The sequence below is a fragment of the Curtobacterium flaccumfaciens UCD-AKU genome, assembly GCF_000349565.1.
Lineage (GTDB): Bacteria > Actinomycetota > Actinomycetes > Actinomycetales > Microbacteriaceae > Curtobacterium > Curtobacterium poinsettiae.
On sequence record NZ_KB714609.1, the window covers coordinates 327,200 to 344,608 of the forward strand.

General features: G+C 70.7%; 20 protein-coding genes. 3 read left to right on the top strand and 17 right to left on the bottom strand.

Translation table 11 applies throughout. The features are described from left to right. Nucleotides 1–37 precede the first annotated feature (37 nt). From H489_RS25030 to H489_RS25045, 4 genes are all read right to left on the bottom strand, one after another. Nucleotides 38–1,465: a hypothetical protein gene (locus H489_RS25030; RefSeq protein WP_152427193.1), complete on the bottom strand. Its 1,428-nt coding sequence runs from the start codon at nt 1,463–1,465 to the stop codon at nt 38–40. Then, nucleotides 1,455–2,294, bottom strand: a complete 840-nt coding sequence (locus H489_RS25035; RefSeq protein ID WP_017886444.1) for a TIGR03943 family putative permease subunit — start codon at nt 2,292–2,294, stop codon at nt 1,455–1,457. The genes H489_RS25030 and H489_RS25035 overlap by 11 nt, the downstream gene beginning before the upstream one ends. Then, on the bottom strand, nt 2,281–3,294 hold the full coding sequence (locus H489_RS25040) for a permease (protein WP_017886445.1): 1,014 nt from the start codon (nt 3,292–3,294) through the stop codon (nt 2,281–2,283). Before H489_RS25040 ends, H489_RS25035 begins: the two co-directional genes overlap by 14 nt. 186 nt (nt 3,295–3,480) lie before the next feature. Beyond that, the gene (locus H489_RS25045; RefSeq protein WP_031259380.1) at nt 3,481–4,059 is read right to left on the bottom strand and encodes a TetR/AcrR family transcriptional regulator; all 579 of its coding nucleotides are present in this window, start codon (nt 4,057–4,059) and stop codon (nt 3,481–3,483) included. 108 nt (nt 4,060–4,167) lie between these two features. On the opposite strand from H489_RS25045, the gene H489_RS25050 reads away from it, so the two are divergent. Next, complete coding sequence (locus tag H489_RS25050) at nt 4,168–4,482, top strand: DMT family transporter (RefSeq protein ID WP_017886447.1); 315 nt, start codon at nt 4,168–4,170, stop codon at nt 4,480–4,482. Between the two features lies 1 nt (nt 4,483). Further along, entirely contained in the window at nt 4,484–4,855 is a 372-nt protein-coding gene (locus tag H489_RS25055; protein WP_017886448.1) for a DMT family transporter, read from the top strand. Nucleotides 4,856–5,008: 153 nt separating this feature from the next. Here the strand turns inward: H489_RS25055 and H489_RS25060 are convergent, their stop codons facing one another. After that, a complete protein-coding gene (locus H489_RS25060; RefSeq protein WP_017886449.1) occupies nt 5,009–6,148 on the bottom strand; it encodes a CE1758 family FMN-dependent luciferase-like monooxygenase in 1,140 nt (379 codons plus the stop codon). A gap of 141 nt (nt 6,149–6,289) precedes the next feature. Then, nucleotides 6,290–7,090: a phosphatase PAP2 family protein gene (locus H489_RS38105; protein ID WP_167578292.1), complete on the bottom strand. Its 801-nt coding sequence runs from the start codon at nt 7,088–7,090 to the stop codon at nt 6,290–6,292. 340 nt (nt 7,091–7,430) lie between these two features. Between H489_RS38105 and H489_RS38110 the strand changes: the two genes are divergently transcribed. Then, the gene (locus tag H489_RS38110) at nt 7,431–7,877 is read left to right on the top strand and encodes a DUF4383 domain-containing protein (RefSeq protein WP_159557184.1); all 447 of its coding nucleotides are present in this window, start codon (nt 7,431–7,433) and stop codon (nt 7,875–7,877) included. Between the two features lie 349 nt (nt 7,878–8,226). Here H489_RS38110 and H489_RS25070 read toward each other — a convergent pair whose 3' ends face one another. From H489_RS25070 to H489_RS25120, 11 genes are all read right to left on the bottom strand, one after another. Next, nucleotides 8,227–9,561: an ATP-dependent DNA helicase gene (locus H489_RS25070; protein WP_017886452.1), complete on the bottom strand. Its 1,335-nt coding sequence runs from the start codon at nt 9,559–9,561 to the stop codon at nt 8,227–8,229. Continuing rightward, on the bottom strand, nt 9,558–11,651 hold the full coding sequence (locus H489_RS25075; protein WP_017886453.1) for a cytochrome c oxidase assembly protein: 2,094 nt from the start codon (nt 11,649–11,651) through the stop codon (nt 9,558–9,560). Before H489_RS25075 ends, H489_RS25070 begins: the two co-directional genes overlap by 4 nt. 143 nt (nt 11,652–11,794) lie before the next feature. Then, a complete protein-coding gene (locus tag H489_RS25080; protein WP_017886454.1) occupies nt 11,795–12,082 on the bottom strand; it encodes an HU family DNA-binding protein in 288 nt (95 codons plus the stop codon). A 290-nt stretch (nt 12,083–12,372) separates the two neighbouring features. Then, nucleotides 12,373–12,678, bottom strand: a complete 306-nt coding sequence (gene rpsN / locus H489_RS25085) for a 30S ribosomal protein S14 (RefSeq protein ID WP_017886455.1) — start codon at nt 12,676–12,678, stop codon at nt 12,373–12,375. Between the two features lie 2 nt (nt 12,679–12,680). After that, nucleotides 12,681–12,851: a 50S ribosomal protein L33 gene (gene rpmG / locus H489_RS25090; RefSeq protein WP_017886456.1), complete on the bottom strand. Its 171-nt coding sequence runs from the start codon at nt 12,849–12,851 to the stop codon at nt 12,681–12,683. Further along, the gene (rpmB, locus tag H489_RS25095; RefSeq protein WP_027464952.1) at nt 12,851–13,087 is read right to left on the bottom strand and encodes a 50S ribosomal protein L28; all 237 of its coding nucleotides are present in this window, start codon (nt 13,085–13,087) and stop codon (nt 12,851–12,853) included. Before rpmB ends, rpmG begins: the two co-directional genes overlap by 1 nt. Nucleotides 13,088–13,450: 363 nt before the next feature. Continuing rightward, complete coding sequence (locus tag H489_RS25100; RefSeq protein WP_017886458.1) at nt 13,451–14,146, bottom strand: alpha/beta fold hydrolase; 696 nt, start codon at nt 14,144–14,146, stop codon at nt 13,451–13,453. A gap of 10 nt (nt 14,147–14,156) precedes the next feature. Next, the gene (locus H489_RS25105) at nt 14,157–14,582 is read right to left on the bottom strand and encodes a Fur family transcriptional regulator (RefSeq protein WP_017886459.1); all 426 of its coding nucleotides are present in this window, start codon (nt 14,580–14,582) and stop codon (nt 14,157–14,159) included. After that, nucleotides 14,579–15,517 carry a metal ABC transporter permease gene (locus H489_RS25110; protein ID WP_017886460.1) on the bottom strand — a complete coding sequence of 313 codons (939 nt, stop codon included), beginning with the start codon at nt 15,515–15,517 and terminating at the stop codon, nt 14,579–14,581. Before H489_RS25110 ends, H489_RS25105 begins: the two co-directional genes overlap by 4 nt. Continuing rightward, nucleotides 15,517–16,362 carry a metal ABC transporter ATP-binding protein gene (locus H489_RS25115; RefSeq protein ID WP_042538396.1) on the bottom strand — a complete coding sequence of 282 codons (846 nt, stop codon included), beginning with the start codon at nt 16,360–16,362 and terminating at the stop codon, nt 15,517–15,519. The genes H489_RS25110 and H489_RS25115 overlap by 1 nt, the downstream gene beginning before the upstream one ends. A 47-nt stretch (nt 16,363–16,409) precedes the next feature. Next, nucleotides 16,410–17,324, bottom strand: coding sequence for a metal ABC transporter solute-binding protein, Zn/Mn family (locus tag H489_RS25120; RefSeq protein ID WP_017886462.1), 915 nt, complete (start codon nt 17,322–17,324; stop codon nt 16,410–16,412). Between the last annotated feature and the right edge of the window lie 85 nt (nt 17,325–17,409).

The window sequence follows — 17,409 nt, forward strand, 5'->3', positions numbered from 1 at the left end:
GCTGGTACCGGGCCTTCCGTCTGTCGTCTCCGGACCGTCAGCCGACCTCGTCACCGGACGGCAGCGCGCCGCACCAGTCGACGGAACCGGCGTCGATGCTCGCCTCGAGCGCCCCGGAGGCCGCATCGACGATGCTCACGAGCTCGCCGTTCGCCGACTTCGTCGCGACCGCGACGAACTGGCTGTTCGGGGACGGGCAGACCGCGGTGACGCTCGCGTCGTCCGGGATCGTCACGGGCAGCCGGGAGGCGCGCCCCCCGTCGACACGCACGATCCGTGCCGCGATGGTGCCGTCCGACCGCACGTCCCCCAGCACCCGCAGGTACGTGTCGTCGGACAGCTGGGCGATGCGGCCGAGGACGGCCGCATCCGTGCTGGCCGCGGGGGCCTGCAGCGCTGACTTGGACCCGTCGGTCAGGTCCAGCCGTTCGATGCCGGTGCCCGTCTCGACGACGGCCGTGGTGCCGGTGCCGACGAAGCCGTGCAGGTAGGTCGCGCTGCCGAGCCGGACCGGGTCGGCGCGACCGCTCATGTCGACGAGGACCAGGTCGTCGCTGCCCGTCCGGACCAGGGCGCTCTCGGTGCGCGGAACGTAGGCCCACTGCCCGACGGTCATCGGCACGGCACCCGTCTTCGGCTTGCCGTTCGCGGCGATCGCGGTGGGCATGTGCGTGCCCGTCATGTCGACCACGTACAGGCCAGTGTTCCGGGACTGCCCGGTCGAGGTGTCGGCGTACTCGAACCCGAACGAGGCTCCGTCGTCCGCGACGTGGAGCGCCGTGACGCGCCCCTCGGACGTCGGCAGGGTGAGGTGCTCGACGGGGGCGTCGTCGTCCTGCACGCCGCCGCTCAGCGCCACGATGTCGACGGAGGAGCTGGCGTCCGTGCCGCTCACGACCACCAGCGAGCGGCCGAGCCGGGCGTACTCGCTGATCGCGGTGCCCTCGTAGACGGTCGTGGCGCCGCCGGCGTCGAGGGAGCGCCGGACGATGCGGTCCTTCGCCCCGGCCTGCCCGGGGACCAGGGCAAGCACGTCGGTGCTGCCGGTGCGGATCGCCGCCGTCAGGTCGGACGTGGCACGTTGTCCCGGCGCCCGGACACCCGCGACCGTGACGGTGTAGTCGCGGTCGTAGGCCAGCGGCCCGGCGAACTCGACCGCGATGGTGTTGCCGCTCGAGGTCACGGTGTGCGCCGCAGCCGGGCTGACCCGGACGTCGGCGGCGTCGACCTTCTGCAGTGCCTGGTTCGCCGTCAGGATGATCCGCTGGGCCGGCCTCGTGACGAGCCCGGTCGCGTCGTAGGACACGTCGCGGAGCCGCGGACCCTGCTGCGAGCCGACGACCGCGGCGAGCGCGGCGACCACGGCGAGGACGACCACGACGGCCACGTACCGGCGGTGGAACCGGTGCGCGACCGGGCGGCGCTCGCGGCGCCCCTCGGAGCTCCCGCCCGTCTCAGTACTCATACGGGTCCTTGGGCTGCGCGACCTCGGTGACCTTCGCGGCCTTGACGACGATGCGGGCGTCGGCGGACTGGTCCGGGTTCGCTGCGAGGGCGCCGCGGACGGTGACCCACTTCCCCTCGTCGGGGACGGTGCCACTGCCGCCACCACTACCGCCGTCGTCGCCGGGCACGACGCTGAGGCCGACGGGTTGCGCGTCCACGGCGCAGCAGCTGATCACGAAGCGGGTCAGGGTGAACGACCCGTCGTCACCGGGCACCACGAAGCCCGTCAGTTCGACCTGCTTGCCGACGAGTGCCGTGGTGTCGGTGGTCTGCCGGATCAGGGCCGCCCAGTCCTTGACGCCGTACTCCGAGGTGTCGACGCCCTCGCTCCCGAGCAGGGACACCGCTGCCTCGGAACCGGTGGCGTTCGACAGGGTCGCCGAGTCGATGCTCCGCTGCTGTGCGGTGCGGGCGGACAGCGTCGTCGGGGGCAGGACGAGCATCGCGACGGTGACACCGACCGTGACGATGGCGGCTGCACTGCCGAGCACGACGCGGACGGCGCGACGACGGCCGAGTCCGCGCCGCCCCCGATCGCCATCTGGCTCGTGCTCGTGCTCGTCGTCGCCGTGCGTGTGGCCGTGCCCGCGGGCGATGACCACCAGGCCGGCGATCGACGCGGGCACCCCGACGGCGGCGAGCACGACCGTGAACACCGAGTAGCGCGGGTTGATGTACAGGTCGAGTTGCCCGACCAGCGCCAGCCACAGCGTGCAGAGCGCAACGGCCAGCACCGACCCGAGGCCCAGGTACGCGGGCGCGTTGCTGCGTGCATCAGACGAGGACATTCATCACCAACCCGACGGCTCCGGCGAACAAGACGCACACGACGGACAGCAGCACCAGGAAGCGGACCCGGAACGTCGTGCGCAGCAGGGCGATCATCTTGACGTCGATGATCGGCCCGATGATCAGGAACGCCGTGATCGACCCCGGCAAGAACGTCGAGGCGAAGGACAGCGCGAAGAAGGCGTCGACGTTCGAGCAGAGCGACACCGTCATCGCCAGCAGCATCATCGCCGCGACGGACAGCACCGGGTTCGAGCCGATCGCGACCAGGGTCGAGCGGGGCACGGCGACCTGGATCGCGGCGGCGAGCCCGGCACCGACGAACAGTGCCGGCATCATCGTCGCCGTCTCGCCGCCGAACTGCGCGGCGCTCTGCCGCCAGCGGTGCAGGCCCCGGGGCGCTCCCACGGCCGCACGGCACCGGGCCTCGAAGGCGGGGAGCAGCAGGTCGGCCGGACGGCGGTGCGCGGCGACGATCCAGCCGACGAGGTTCGCGACGACGAAGCCACCGACGATGCGCACCGGCAGGATCCACCCCGACCAACCGAACGCCTGCGCGGTGCTGATGATGACGAGCGGGTTGAGGATCGGGGCAGCGACCAGGAACGTGACCGCCTCGGCCGGCGTGAACCCGCGCATCATCAGACCGCGGGCCAGCGGGACGTTGCCGCACTCGCACACCGGGAACAGCATCCCGATCAGGGAGATCACGGCCCGACGACCGAAGGCGTTCTGCGGCAGGACCTTCTCGAGCGCACCGACCGGTACCCAGACCTCGACGACGATCGACAGCACGATGCCGAGCACCACGAAGGGCAGGGACTCGACGACGACGCTGATCGCCAGCGTCAGGAAGTCCTGCACGACGTCGGGCAGCCCGGTCGTCCCGATGCTCGGGGAGAACAGCCGGATGCCCAGCAGGACGACGACGACGAGCAGCACCAGGCCGGGGCCGGTGAGGCTCCGGGTGCGCTGCGGCGGCCGCGTGGTCGTCGTCACCGGGACAGGATAGGCGACGCGTCCTGCCCGGGGCTGCGCGCCCCTCGCACCGTGCGAGTCCGGTCACCCCGTGCAGGGTTGCCCGCTCGGTGCAGGTATGAAGCGCCGCACGGAGCCACCAACGCCGCACGGGTTCGCGGACCCGGCACCGTGCACGCGCTCCGGGCAACGGGCAACGGGCAGCGGTCAGACCCGGGCGATGCCCGCCACGTGTCGGTCCAGCGTGTCGATCGCCCACGAGGCGTCACCACCGGGGTCGACCCGCACGATGTGCATCGCGAGCCCGTCCACCAGGGCGTGCAACCGCCGGGTCTCGTACGGCACGGCAGCGTCCGGCACCCCGACCGCGCGGAGGATCTGCGCGCACCACTGGCGCATCTCGTCGACGACCCGGTCGTGGAACGGCCGGAGTTCGGCGTCGGTCAGGGCGGCGGTGCCGAGGCCGAGGTAGACGTCGAGCTCGATGCGCCGCTCCTCGTCGAGGGGCAGCAGCTCGAGCAGGACCGCGTGCGCGTAGGCGGTCCCGCGCAGGTCCCGCGGCACGGAGTCGACCCGGGCCGCGGTCGCGTCGAACACCAGCTCGAGCGCGTGCGACCGGACACTCGCCTGGGTCGGGAACGTGTAGCGGACCGTGCTCGGCGGCAGCCCGGCCTCGGCGGCGACGTTCCGGACGCTCAGTGCCCCGAGGCCATCGCGGGCGAGGACCCGGCACGCCGCCTCGGACACGGTGCGGCGCCGTTCGTCGACGTCCATGCTCCTGGCCACGACGCCATACTCGCACAGTCGTACCAACTCGTGCTACCGTCGAGGTCGTTGTCGCACAGTCGTACGACAACGGGAACCACAACGACCCCCGCAGGAAAGGACATCGTCATGGCATGGGCAATCCTCGTGCTCAGCGGCGTGCTCGAAGCCGTCTGGGCCACCGCCCTCAGCGCCTCGAACGGCTTCAAGAAGGTCGTCCCGACAATCGTGTTCGTCGCCGGGATGGCCCTGAGCATGGTGGGGCTGGCGTTCGCGATGAAGACCATCCCGGTCGGCACCGCGTACGCCGTCTGGGTCGGCATCGGCGCATCCCTGACCGTGGTCGTCGCGATCCTCCGCCGCCAGGAAGCCGCGTCCTTCGCCCGACTCGCCCTGGTCTTCGGTCTCGTGGCGTGCGTCATCGGCCTCAAGGTGGTGAGCTGACGTGGCGTGGATCGTCCTGTTCGTCAGCGCAGCACTCGAGACCGTCTGGGCGACCGCCCTCGGCGAGAGCGACGGGTTCACCGAGCTCCGACCGACGATCGTGTTCGGCGTCACGATCGCGATCAGCCTCGTCGCGTTCGGCTACGTCCTGCAGCACATCCCGATCAGCACGGCCTACGCGGTGTGGACCGGGACCGGCGCCGCCCTCACGGTGCTCTGGGGCATGGCGACGGGCGCCGAACCCGTCACCGTGCTGCGTCTGCTCTTCATCGCCGGGATCGTCGGCTGCGTCGTCGGCCTCAAGCTGGTGCCGGCACGCCCCGCCGCGGAGCGCGCCACTCCCCTCGCGGAAGCGACAGATCTCCGCGGATGATCCGCGGGCAACTGTCGCTCTCGCGAAGGTGACGGCAGCGCCATCCGCAGGGCTGTCGCTTTCACGACGCAGCGCCCTGGACGCGCGCCGGGACGGACGGGAGGCCCGGTGCCAGCTGGCACCCGGCCTCCCGTCCGTCAGGTGGTCAGGCGATCAGACGGACGCGCCCGTCCACTTATCCTCGGCGGCGACGTGGTCGCTGCCAACCGTTCCGGCGGCGAGCGCCGCGGCCGCACGCTCCGTGTGGCTCGGCGGGTTCGAGGGCACGCCCTCGGGCCGCCCCTCGTCGTTGAGCTTGCGCAACTCCGGCACGATGTCCGTCGCCAGGATGTCGATCTGCTCGAGCACCGTCTTGAGCGGCAGGCCGGCGTGGTCGATGAGGAACAGCTGGCGCTGGTAGTGCCCGACGTGGTCCTTCATCGCGGCGTACCGGTCGATGACCTGCTGCGGCGAACCGACGGTGAGCGGGGTCTGGGCGGTGAAGTCCTCCATCGAGGGGCCGTGGCCGTAGACCGGGGCGTTGTCGAAGTAGGGCCGGAACTCGTCGATCGCGTCCTGCGAGTTCTTCCGCGCGAAGAACTGCCCACCAAGCCCGACGATCGCCTGGTCGGCACGGCCGTGCCCGTAGTGCTCGAAGCGCTGGCGGTACAGGCCGACCATCTGCTCGGTGTGCTGGATCGGCCAGAAGATGTTGTTGTGGAAGAACCCGTCGCCGTAGTACGCGGCCTGCTCGGCGATCTCCGGCGTGCGGATCGAGCCGTGCCAGACGAACGGCGGGACACCGTCGAGCGGACGCGGGGTCGAGGTGAAGCCCTGCAGCGGCGTGCGGAACTTGCCCTGCCAGTTGACGACGTCGTTCTCCCACAGCTGGCGGACGAGCGCGTAGTTCTCGATCGCCAGGTTGACGCCCTGACGGATGTCCTGCCCGAACCACGGGTAGACCGGGCCGGTGTTGCCGCGCCCCATCATCAGGTCCATGCGGCCGTCGGACACGACCTGGAGCATCGCGTACTCCTCGGCGATGCGCACCGGGTCGTTCGTGGTGATCAGCGTGGTCGACGTGGACAGGGTGATGTCCTTCGTCTTCGCGGCCAGGTAGGCGAGCAACGTGGTCGGCGACGAGGCCACGAACGGCGGGTTGTGGTGCTCACCGGTCGCGAAGACGTCGAGGCCGGCCTGGTCGGCGTGCTCGGCGATCGTCAGGATGTCGCGGACGCGCTGGGTGTCGTCCGGCGTGGTGCCGGTCGTGGGGTCGGTCGTGACGTCACTGACCGTGAAGATGCCGAACTGCATGTTGCGCCGCCTTTCGCGATATCGATGCGTTTGCATCGACTTGCTCGGTACAACGTAGCGCACGGCGGAGCATTCCCGCCAGGCTCGCGCCCGTCGGTCGGTGCTGTCGCGCGGCCTGGAGGCCCGGCTCGGCTCCCCGGGTCAGCCGGCGGACCGCAACGTGGCCGGGTCGGTGCGCGCGGCGTGGTGCATCCCGTCCAGGAACCAGACCGCGGTGACCACCGCCAGGACGCTCGCACTGGACGCCAGCCGCCCCGCGAGCAGGATCGCGGCATGGTCGTACGCGCCGTCACCGGCCAGCCCGAACACGAGCGCCGCGACACCGATCGCCAGCGTGGCCCCGGTCACCACGAGGAGCACGACGCTCACCACCCGCCGCGGGCCTCGTCGACCGTCACGGTCACCCCGGAGCCCGCGGTCGACCCGGGGGCCCACCGCGCGGACGATCCCGAGCCAGAACACCGCGATCGCGCAGGCACCGATGATGTCGCTGACCCGGTGCCAGCCGTAGACCACGGTCTGGTTCGCCACGAACACCGCGTAGCCCGCGCCGACGATGGTCACCAAGGGGCGGAACCGACGAGGCGTGACCATGAGGACCGCGAACAGCGCCGCCAGCGCGATCGTCGCGTGCCCCGACGGGAACGAGTTCGGCGTCGTCGACTGGGCGATCTCCGGGCGCACGGCGATACGCTTGACGAGCGTCGAGGTGGCCGCCGACGCGAGCACCACGACCCCCGCGCCGAGCCCCACCGAGAGCCGCCGTCTGGCGAACGCCACGGCGACGATCACGACGACGAGCAACAGGATCACCGGCACCGAGATGACGTTGAGGGCAGTGTCCGAGCTGAACAGGTCGGACTCCCGGACCCCGCCGAGCGCGGCGTCCTCCGCTTTCTGACCGACCGGGGTCAGCACCGCGACCCCGTAGACGAGAGGCACGATCACGAACCCCAGAGCCGCAAGCGCAGCCCACCGCACCCGCCGCGAGACCAACGGTCCACGCGATTCGGATGCGCTGCGCTCGGGTGTCAAGGTCACCGGGCTGGTCCTCCTCGGAGTGGTCGTCGTCGGGCTCCTCGCACGACTGGCAGCGGCGCTGCGATTGGGTCGGTCGGGGTCCGACACGATACCGTTGGAGCACCGGCCGGAGGCTGGGAACCGCACCCCTGTCGGCCGCGCACTCCGCGCCACGACGACGGGATCGGTGATCCCAGCCGGGCCGTCGCACCACGCGGGACCGACGCACGTCGCGTCGGCAGTGTACGAGGAGGAAACCGAAGTGGCCATCAAGGAACCGGGCATCACCGCCTCGCCGAACCGGGGGCTCGCACTCACGGCCGGCGGCGTCCTCGCACTCTGGGGCGTCCTGGGCTTCTTCTTCGCCGCCGACGGCGACCCCGGCTTCTTCAACCGCCAGGGCGGCATGCTGTGGAACGCGTTCGGCGTGAACCCGGCGCTCTGCCTGGTGTGGGTGCTGCTCGCCGTGGTCCTGCTCATCACCGGCCTCGGCAACACCATCGGCTCCCGCAACGGCAACCTGCTCGTCGGAGTCCTGCTCGTGGTCTTCGCGGTGTACGGCTTCGTCTTCGTGGACACCTCGGCCAACGTCTTCGCGCTCAACACCACGGACAACGTCTTCCACGCGATCGTCGGTGTGATCCTGCTGCTCACCGCACTCGGTGCCGACAAGGAGAACCTCCGCGCGCTGCGTGCCGCGCGCGCCTGACGCCTCCGCTCGACTGCACTTCCCGACGCCCGTCTGCCGCTCCGGCAGGCGGGCGTCGTCGCGTGTGCGGGGTCGGTGCGGGGTCGGTGCGGGCATCGCGTGTGGGGGGCCGGTGCGGGCGCGCGGGCCGGTCACGAATCCCCGCTCAGGTGCGCCGGTCGGTCACGAACTTGTCGGATGCGGAGCGTCCAGGCGACGACGAGTGACCACTCGACGCAGGACCAACGGGGAGTCGTGACCGCCCGGCAGCGTGCGACAAGCACGCAGGCATGCCCGCACCGACGTTCCTCGGCGCGAAGCCGATGCAGAAGACCGACCGGGTCAGTCCGACGCGCTGGTCAGCTTCCGGTCAGTCCGCGTCGGCGTCGGCGTCAGCGTCGGCGTCGGGCTTCGCCTTCGGGGCTTCGAGCTCGGTGGCGACGATGCGCGGTGCCTCGGACATGAAGCGTCGGACGTCCAGGTCGACGATGATGTCCTGCGGGCGGAGCGGGCGCGTCAGGAACAGCCCCTCGAGCGAGGTCAGCCGCGACAACGCCACGTAGGTCTGGCCGGCGCTGAACACCCGGTTGCCGAGGTCGACCACGGCGCGGTCGTACGTGCTGCCCTGGGACTTGTGGATGGTCACGGCCCAGGCGAGCCGGAGCGGGAACTGCTGGAACTCCCCGACCGTGTCCTTCTTGAGTTCCTTCTTGTCCGCGTCGTACGAGTACTTGAACTTCTCCCACACCGACGGCTGGACCTCGAACGACTCCCCGTCGACGTCGACCCACACGGTGTCGCGGATGGCGGTCACGATGCCGAGGGTGCCGTTGACCCAGCGCTGGTCGGCGTCGTTGCGCAGGAACATCACGTGCGCGCCGGGCTTCAGTTCGAGGGCTTCGTCAGCGGGGAAGTTCCGTCCGCCGAAGTCACCGTTGACGTCGGCCTTGGCGGTCTTCACCTTGCCGGGCAGCCGCTCGAGGGCCGCCTTGTTGATCCGCGCCACGGTGTCGTTGCGGGTCGCCAGGGTGATGGCGTCGTCCGGAGCCGGGCGCGCTCCGGCGGTGTTGAGCTGCTCGGCGATGTCCGCGGTGACCCGACCGTGCCGGACGGCGGTGAGCATCGCGGCGAAGGCGTCGTCGCGCTGCCGGTGGACGGTGGCGAGCTCGATGATGTTGAGCTCGGCCTCGAGCCACACCTTGGCGTCGAAGAACCACATCGACCGGTAGTGGTCGGTGAAGTAGGCGCGCTCATCGGCATCGCCGGGCACCGGGGGCAGCTGGTACGGGTCGCCGAACATCACGACCTGCACACCGCCGAACGGCTCGAGCTGCCGACCACGGGCCTTGCGGAGCGATCGGTCCATGCCGTCGAGCAGGTCGGCGTTGACCATCGAGACCTCGTCGATGACCAGGGTGTCGATCGTGTTGAGGAGCTTGCGGGTGTCCGGGCCCTGCCGCAGCTCGGCGTCGGCGATGAGCCCGATCGGCAGCCGGAACAGCGAGTGGATCGTCTGGCCGCCGACGTTGAGCGCGGCGACCCCCGTCGGGGCACAGATGACGACCTGCTTCTCGGTGTTCCACGACAGGTGGTTGAGCAGCGTGGACTTGCCCGTGCCGGCCCGGCCGGTGATGAACACGTGGTCGCGGGTGTTCTCGATGTACTCGAAGACCGCGCGCTGTTCGTCGCTCAGCTCGATGCTCATCGGGCGTCCGCTCCGGGCGAGGGTTCGAGGTCGTCGCTCCCGTCGTCGAAGTCCAGGTCGTCCTGGTCGGCGCGGGCAGCGGGGACGTCGGGCACGGTCGCCCCGGCGTCAGGAGCGTCGGCGGCGACAGCATCGCCAGCGGCGACGGCAGCGCCAGTGCCAGTGCCAGTGCCAGTGCCAGCGGTGGCGGCCGCATCCCTCGGGGCTGCTCCGTCTCGCCGGAGCCGCACGAGCACCACCACGACGACGGTCACCAGGAGCAGCGTGCCGGCGACGATCAACACGAGGCCGGCCCGGGCCTGGTCGACGAGCGGACCCGGCCCCCACGTCCGGCCCATCGCGCCGAACCACGAGGCCTGCAGCAGCCCGAGCGGGCCGCGCATCGCGATGCCGAGCGACACCGTGCCCGTCGCGATCACCACGGCCCCGACGATCCGGACGACCGCGGCAGCCGTGGTCGGACGCCGCTGCCCGACCGGGACCGGGGTGCAGAGCGTGGGGACGGCCAGCAGCCCGACGAGCAGGAACACGGCGTCGCTGACGGTGCGACCGGTGGGGTCGCTCACCGACCACCGGACGGCATCGGTGGCGAAGAAGGCCCACCACACCGCCGCCGCGAGCAGGAACGCGGGGAACGGCTGCGCCAGGTACCGGACGGACGGGTGCTCGACGATGACGTCCGTCCACTCGCGCACCCCTGTGCTGTCGTCGTGCCGGGGGTGCACGGCCGCACGGATGAGCGCGACGGGTGCCGCCGCCCACACCAGGGCGGGGACCACCAGGCCGAGCAGCACGTGGGCACCGACGTTGGCCGAGATGAGGAACCGGTCGTACTGGTGCAGCGAGCCCGAGGTCGCGACCACCAGGGACACGATCGCCAGGGCTGCGGCGATCGAGCGTCGTGCCGGCCACCGCACGCCGCTCCGCCGCAGTCGCCCGACGCCGGCCACGTAGGTCGCGGCGAGCAGCACGGCGGCCATCAGCCAGAACAGGTCGATGTTCCACTGGGTCAGCCAGCCCCACGCACCGGGTGCGTGCGGCAGCAGGTCGTCGGTCAGGAGCTCCGCCGGGCTCGGGTCGGTGGTCTTGCTCAGGGCGATCTGGTCGACGGGGGTGGCCGTGCGGCCGAGTGCCGCCGCGAAGCCCGAGGCGACGCCCATCACTGCGAGCTCGACGACGATCAGGGTCCAGAAGGGCCGCTGCCGACCGGGCGAGGTGGTCAGGGCGCGGATGGCCCGACGACGTTGCACGGCGCCGAGGACTCCCATGGCGACGATCGCGCCGATCTTCACCAGGACGAGCGTGCCGTACGGGGTGAACAGGTTCGACAGCGCCCCGACGCGGATCTGCGCCGACGCGGTGCCGGAGACGGCGACGAGCACGAAGCACCCGAGGGCGATGCTCGAGTACCGGGCCACGACCGCGGCCAGCCGGTCGCCGGGCAGCACGCCGCGCAGCAGCACGAGCATGACGAGCCCACCGACCCACAGCGCCGCACCGACCAGGTGCAGCCCCAGTGCCGTGACGGCGGCGTCGTGGCTCGCGGTGCCGGCGGCGTGCCCCTGCTGTGCGAGCGGGATCAGGCCGATCATCGAGACCGCGGCGGTCAGGGCGACCATGCCCCGCGAACGGACTGCGAAGCAGAGCACCGTGACGGCCGCGGCGACGAGGACGGTCACGAGCCAGGCCAACCCGAGCTCGGTGCCGGTGAGGAAGACCCCCATCGACTGCCCGAACTGCTCGTCGATGCTGATGCGCGAACCGGCGACGCTGAGGAACGTGCAGAACGTGGCGACGGCCGACGCGACCGTCCAGATGCCACTCGCCCCGGCCGCGACGTCGATCGCACGGTTCCACTCGGGTCCGGAACGCGACAGCCCGATGGTCGCCAGCGCGAGCCCGCCGATCGTGGTGGCCGCGGACAGGTCGACGACGAGCCGGGCGATCGGCAGCCCGAAGCGGACGACGGGCCCGGGGTCGGCGATGAGCGCGGGGTTCGCTCCCCCACCGATGACGAGTGCCGTGAGCAGCGCCACGAACCCGACGAGCAGGAGCACGGCGGGACCGGCGATGCGCGCGATCCGATTCACCCGTCAAGCCTAGGCGGTGCCCACCCGGCCACCGAACGGGGCGGGCCGATCTGTGCAAACCGCAACGGGCCTCCAGGCCGTGACGGCCCCGGGAACGACGAAAGGGACGGCCGAAGCCGTCCCTCTCGATGTGCGGAGCAGTCTTACTTGACCGCAGCCTTGAGCTTCGAGCCGGCGCTGACCTTGACCGAGTCGCTCGCGGCGATCTCGATGGCGTCACCCGTCTGCGGGTTGCGGCCGGTGCGGGCGGCGCGGTGCGTCTTCTCGAAGGCGATCCAACCGGGGATCGTGACCTTCGTGCCGTCGGCGACGGACGACGAGACGACGCTGAAGAGCGCGTCGACGACGCCGTTGACGGTGGCCTGGCTCTGGCCGGACTCAGCGGCGACGGCAGCGACGAGCTCGGTGCGGTTCAGTGACTTGTCAGCCATGGATGTCCTCCTCGGACTTCTTGCAGTATCGGTCGGACGCACATGTCGTCCGGCGCCCGGAGCGGGTGCCCCGTGCCACGGTGCCAGTGGGCCGAGGGCCCGGCGGAACCGGAGTTGAACCTACCAGCCGCAGGGGGTGAAAACCGCCGACTCGCCCGGATTTCCGGGGTTGTCGGGGCTCCGAAGGGGTGCTGGAGGGGCAGATGTGACGAATGAACGGTCGCGTGTACCCCGTACACAGCGAACGCCCCGCCACCTGGAGGTGACGGGGCGTCGGGTACTGCGAGTGCTTACCAGGAGCTCTTCGTGATGCCGGGGAGCTCGCCGCGGTGGGCCATGTCACGGAAACGGACACGGCTGATGCCGAACTCACCGAGGTGGCCGCGGGGGCGGCCGTCGATGGCGTCACGGTTGCGGTAGCGGATGGGCGATGCGTCGCGGGGCAGCTTCTGCAGGCCCACGCGGGCGGCCTCACGCGACTCGTCGGTGCCGTTCGGGTCCACGAGGGCCTTCTTCAGCTCGAGACGACGCTCGGCGTAGCGCGCGATGATGACGGCACGCTGGTTGTTCTTCGCGATCTTGCTCTTCTTCGCCATGCTTAGCGCTCCTCACGGAAGTCGACGTGCTTGCGGATCACCGGGTCGTACTTCTTCAGCACGAGTCGGTCGGGGTTGTTCCGACGGTTCTTCTTGGTCACGTAGGTGAACCCGGTGCCCGCCGTCGAGCGGAGCTTGATGATCGGACGGATGTCCTGACCCTTTTTCGCCATCAGATCTTCTCCCCACGGGCAAGGAGATCCTTGACGACGGACTCGATGCCACGTGCGTCGATCACCTTGATGCCCTTCGCGCTGAGCGTGAGCGTGACGTTACGACGAAGCGACGGCACGTAGTACGTCTTCTTCTGCACGTTCGGGTCGAAGCGACGCTTCGTCCGGCGGTGCGAGTGCGAGATGTTGTGACCGAAGCCGGGAACGGCGCCGGTCACCTGGCACACTGCTGCCATGGTTTCCTCCTGAGTACCGTGCGACCGGACGGCCGCACCCAAGTTCACTTGCCTGGTGCACACGCGCAGTGCCACCGGAGTGGCCGTGCGAGGGGGTTGTGTGCACCGCCCAGGTCCGCATCCCCTGTCGAAGGAGAGCCGGACACCGCGCGACCGCGGCATTCGCGACGGTCGGAGGGCTTGGAACAACGGGTCCGCCGCGCGGACGCGGAGAACCAGGGGTCCACGTTACGCGACGACCGGGCGTGTCGCAAGCCGAGCCTCCAGGCCTGGAGGCCCGTTGCGGCTGGACAGGGCCGCTCACGTGGCCGCGTTGGTCGCGCCCACGGCGTTCGAGTGCGCCCGGCGCCCGGGCCCGCGGCCCTACGGGGCCTGCGTCGGCTTCGGCGCGAGCGCCTGCACCATGAGCTCACCGAGCTGCTGCGGCGCCGTGAACATCGGCCAGTGGCCGGTCTCGAGCCCGAGGATGGAGAGCTCCTCGGTCGCGACGAGCTCGGCCGCCCAGGCCTGGTGGTCCGCCACCATCGCGAGCAGCTCGGCGGCGGGGATCTCGCAGGTGATGATCGTCGCCGGGATCGTGTGCCGTGCGGTGTCGGCGTAGTGGAACCGGTCCGACGGCACCGAGGCAGGCTCGGGGATCGCCCGGTGTTCGACGTCCTGCCGCACCTCGGGCGTCATGCCCCGGACCGTGGCGGGCTCCCAGATGTCCCACGACGGCAGCGGCACGGCCCCGTCGACCACGGGCAGCTCGTCGTTGACGCACCCGCCCTCGGGCCCCGGGAACGTGTCGACGTAGAGCAGGTGCGCGACGAGCGACGGGCGCTGGTCGGCAGCCATGTACGCGATGGGTCCGGCGCCGGAGTGCCCGGCCAGGACGACGGGTTCGTCGGCCGACGCGACGTCGTCGAGGATGGCGACCAGGGCAGCCACCTGTTCGTCGAGTGTGTCACCGTCGCGGGTGACGGCCTGCACCGAGTGCCCGGCTTCGCGGAGCACCGGGGCGACGTCGTCCCACGCGCTCGCGTCGAGCCAGAACCCCGGGACCAGGATGACGTGCATGCGGGGCAGGTTACTCGCCGGTCGGGTCCGTCGCGCGGGCGGCCGTGCACACGGCGCAGTCGCCGAAGATGTCGACGACGTGGCTGGCGTTGGTGAACCCGTTGGCGGCGGCGACGTCCTGCGCCCACTGCTCCACCGGGTCCGCCTCGATCTCGACGGTCCGACCGCAGTTCCGGCAGATCAGGTGGTGGTGGTGCGTGTCCGTCGTGCAGGCCCGGTACAGCGATTCGCCGTCCTGCTGCAGCGAGTCGGCACCGCCCTCGGTCGCCAGGTCGGCGAGCGCCCGGTAGACGGTGGCCAGGCCGATGGTCGAGCCCTCGTCCCGCAGGTGCTGGTGCAGCGCCTGCGCGCTGACGAACCCCTCGGTGGAGTCGAGGGCGCCGCGCACCGCTTCGCGTTGCCACGTGTTCCGCTTCGTCTTCTGCACGGCGTTCATGCTGGCACCTCTTCCTTCCGACCGGCTGTCGACGTCGTCCCTGCCGGGAGGCCCGGCTCGTCCCCGCCACGCTGGCCCCGGCCGGCGACACGGTTGCGTCCGCGCTTGTCGCGTCGCGACCCGATGATCCGGCAGACCACCCAGATCGCGAACGAGATGGTCGTCACGTAGGGGCTGATCGGCAGTCCGCCGCCCAGTGCGAGCAGGATGCCACCGACGACCGACGTCACCGCGAACACCGTCGACAGCACCGGCACGACGACCGGGTGCGAGCTGAGGCGCAGCGCCGCGGCGGCCGGGGTGACGAGCAGGGACAGCACGAGCAGCGCCCCGACGATCTGCACCGACACGGCGGTGGCCAGCCCGAGCACGAGCATGAACACGATCGCCAGGGTGCGGACCGGGATCCCCGCGGCCGCAGCCACGTCGGGGTCCACCGAGGCGAACATCAGCGGACGCCAGATGACGAGCAGCGTCGCGACGACGATCGCGGCGACCACGATCAGGACCGTCAGCTGCGGGTTGTCGACCGAGACGATCTGCCCGGTGAGCAAGCCGAACTTGTTGGCGGCACGGCCCTTGTAGAGCGCCAGGCAGAGGATGCCGAGCCCGAGCCCGAACGGCATGAGGACGGCGATGATCGAGTTGCGTTCCCGGGCCCTGGAGCCCAGCAGACCGATGAGCAGGGCGGCGACGACCGACCCGACGAGCGAGCCGGAGACGACGTTCACCCCGAGCAGCAGCGACGCACTGGCTCCGGCGAACGAGAGCTCCGAGATGCCGTGCACGGCGAACGGCATGTTCCGGGCGACGACGAACGGGCCGATGAGCCCGCCGACGATGCCGAGCACCGCGCCGGCCCAGATCGAGTTCTGCACCAGCACGAGGAGCTGGCCGTAGTCCTGGAACGAGAAGACGGTCGACAGCAGGTCCATCAGATCCGCCCGTCGTCGGGCTGGTCGGCGTGCGGGTCGACCTCGCCCGGGTGGTGCTCGTGGGCCTCGTTCGCCCCGACGATGACGATGCGCCCCATGGTGCGGACGACGTCGACTGGCGTGCCGTACAGGTCGCTCAGGACGTCGGCGCGCAGGACCTCGTCGGGCGAACCGATCCGGAACCGGCCCCCGGCGATGTAGAGCACGCGGTCGACGACGTCGAGGATCGGGTTCACGTCGTGGGTCACGAAGAGCACGGCGGCCTGGCGCTGCCGGCGCTCGCGGTCGATGAGCTCGGTGATCCCGCGCTGGTGCCGCAGGTCGAGGGAGATGAGGGGTTCGTCGCAGAGCAGCAGGGCGGGGTCGGCGGCGATGGCCTGCCCGACACGCGTGCGCTGCTGCTCGCCACCGGAGAGCTCGGCGACGGGGGCGTCCGCGAACGCGGTGGCGCCGACCTCGTCGAGGACCCGGTCGATGCGTGCCCGGTCGGCCTTCGAGGCCCGCCGGATGCCCCATCGGTGTCCGGTCACGCCCTGGGCGACCATGTCCCGTGCGCGCAGGGGTGTCCCGGCTTCCATCAGGCGCTGCTGCGGGATGTAGCCGATCTTCCGGTGGCCGCGGTGCACGGGCTGCCCGAGGAACGACATCGTGCCGCTCGTCAGCCGCTGCTGCCCGAGGACGGTTCGGAGCAGTGAGGTCTTGCCGGCGCCGTTCGGCCCGAGGACCGCGACGAACTCCCCCGGCGCGAGGTCGAGGTCGAGGCCTGCCCAGAGCTTCCGGGCGCCGTAGGACAACCCGGCGTCGCGGAGCGCGAGGACCGGACGAGCCGCAGCCCGGTCGTCCACCGAGGTGGTCGCCGGGCCGTGGGTCGCCGCTGCTGCGGTCGAGGTCGTCACTTCTGGAGCGCTGCCTTCACCGCGTCGATGTTCGCCTGCTGCCACGAGACGTAATCCTGCCCCTTGGGGAGCGTCTCCGTGACACCGACGACGGGGATGTCGTTCTGCTCGGCGGCCTTCTGGACCTGTTCGGTCTCGGGGCTCGACGCCTGGTTGTTGTAGGCGAGGAGCTGCACGCGCTTGCCGGTGAACAGCGCGAGGGTGTCGCGGAGGGCCGCCGGCGGGACGTCGTCGCCTTCCTCGATGGCCTCGGAGAAGGCGGGCGGGGTCTCGTTCTCGAGGCCCATCGCGTCGAACAGGTACCCGGGCACCGGCTCGGTGTACGCCACCTTGTCGCCGGCGTCCTGCTTCTTGACGGCGTCGGTCTGGGACTCGAGGTCCTGGAGCTTGGTGGTGAGCGTGGCGGCGTTCTTCTGGAACGCGTCCTTGCCGCTCTCGTCGAGTGCGCTGAGGTCCTTCGTGACCGCCTCGACCAGCTTCACCATCGTGGGGTAGCTGTAGAAGACGTGCTCGTTGAACTCGGCACTCCCGCCCTTGTCGAGGCCGGAGAGCTTCACGACGTTGATCGTGTCGGCCTTGGTGTCCGAGGCGTTCGCGAGCGTCGTCATGAAGTCGTCGTAGCCGCCACCGTTCTCGATGAGCAGGTCGGCCTTCGACACGGAGAGCTGCGTGCGGGCACTCGACTCGAAGGAGTGCGGGTCCTGCGACGGGTCACTCAGGATGCTCGTGACGGTGACGGCGTCGCCACCGATGCTCTTGACGATCGAGCCGTAGACGTTCGTGGAGGCGACGACGTTGATCGTGCCGTCGCTGCTGGTGGCCTCCCCCGAGGCAGATGAGGTGGCGCACCCGGTCAGGGCGAGCGCGGCGGCGCCGGCGACGAGCGGGAGGGCGAGGAGGCGGTTGTGCATGGCACGACGCTAACGCCTACTGATAACGATTGTCAAAACCGCTATGAGGGCTCTCAGCGCGACCGCGAGACGGACGGGAGGCCCG

Bases quoted from the DNA above. Each gene is read 5' to 3' on its own strand.
- H489_RS25060 (WP_017886449.1), bottom strand. From the start codon at position 6,148: ATGCAGTTCGGCATCTTCACGGTCAGTGACGTCACGACCGACCCCACG.
- H489_RS25030 (WP_152427193.1), bottom strand. From the start codon at position 1,465: ATGAGTACTGAGACGGGCGGGAGCTCCGAGGGGCGCCGCGAGCGCCGC.
- H489_RS25110 (WP_017886460.1), bottom strand. From the start codon at position 15,517: ATGGACCTGCTGTCGACCGTCTTCTCGTTCCAGGACTACGGCCAGCTC.
- H489_RS25035 (WP_017886444.1), bottom strand. From the start codon at position 2,294: ATGTCCTCGTCTGATGCACGCAGCAACGCGCCCGCGTACCTGGGCCTC.
- rpmG (WP_017886456.1), bottom strand. From the start codon at position 12,851: ATGGCGAAAAAGGGTCAGGACATCCGTCCGATCATCAAGCTCCGCTCG.
- H489_RS25100 (WP_017886458.1), bottom strand. From the start codon at position 14,146: ATGCACGTCATCCTGGTCCCGGGGTTCTGGCTCGACGCGAGCGCGTGG.
- H489_RS25080 (WP_017886454.1), bottom strand. From the start codon at position 12,082: ATGGCTGACAAGTCACTGAACCGCACCGAGCTCGTCGCTGCCGTCGCC.
- rpmB (WP_027464952.1), bottom strand. From the start codon at position 13,087: ATGGCAGCAGTGTGCCAGGTGACCGGCGCCGTTCCCGGCTTCGGTCAC.
- H489_RS25105 (WP_017886459.1), bottom strand. From the start codon at position 14,582: ATGAACGCCGTGCAGAAGACGAAGCGGAACACGTGGCAACGCGAAGCG.
- H489_RS25070 (WP_017886452.1), bottom strand. From the start codon at position 9,561: ATGAGCATCGAGCTGAGCGACGAACAGCGCGCGGTCTTCGAGTACATC.
- rpsN (WP_017886455.1), bottom strand. From the start codon at position 12,678: ATGGCGAAGAAGAGCAAGATCGCGAAGAACAACCAGCGTGCCGTCATC.
- H489_RS25120 (WP_017886462.1), bottom strand. From the start codon at position 17,324: ATGCACAACCGCCTCCTCGCCCTCCCGCTCGTCGCCGGCGCCGCCGCG.
- H489_RS25050 (WP_017886447.1), top strand. From the start codon at position 4,168: ATGGCATGGGCAATCCTCGTGCTCAGCGGCGTGCTCGAAGCCGTCTGG.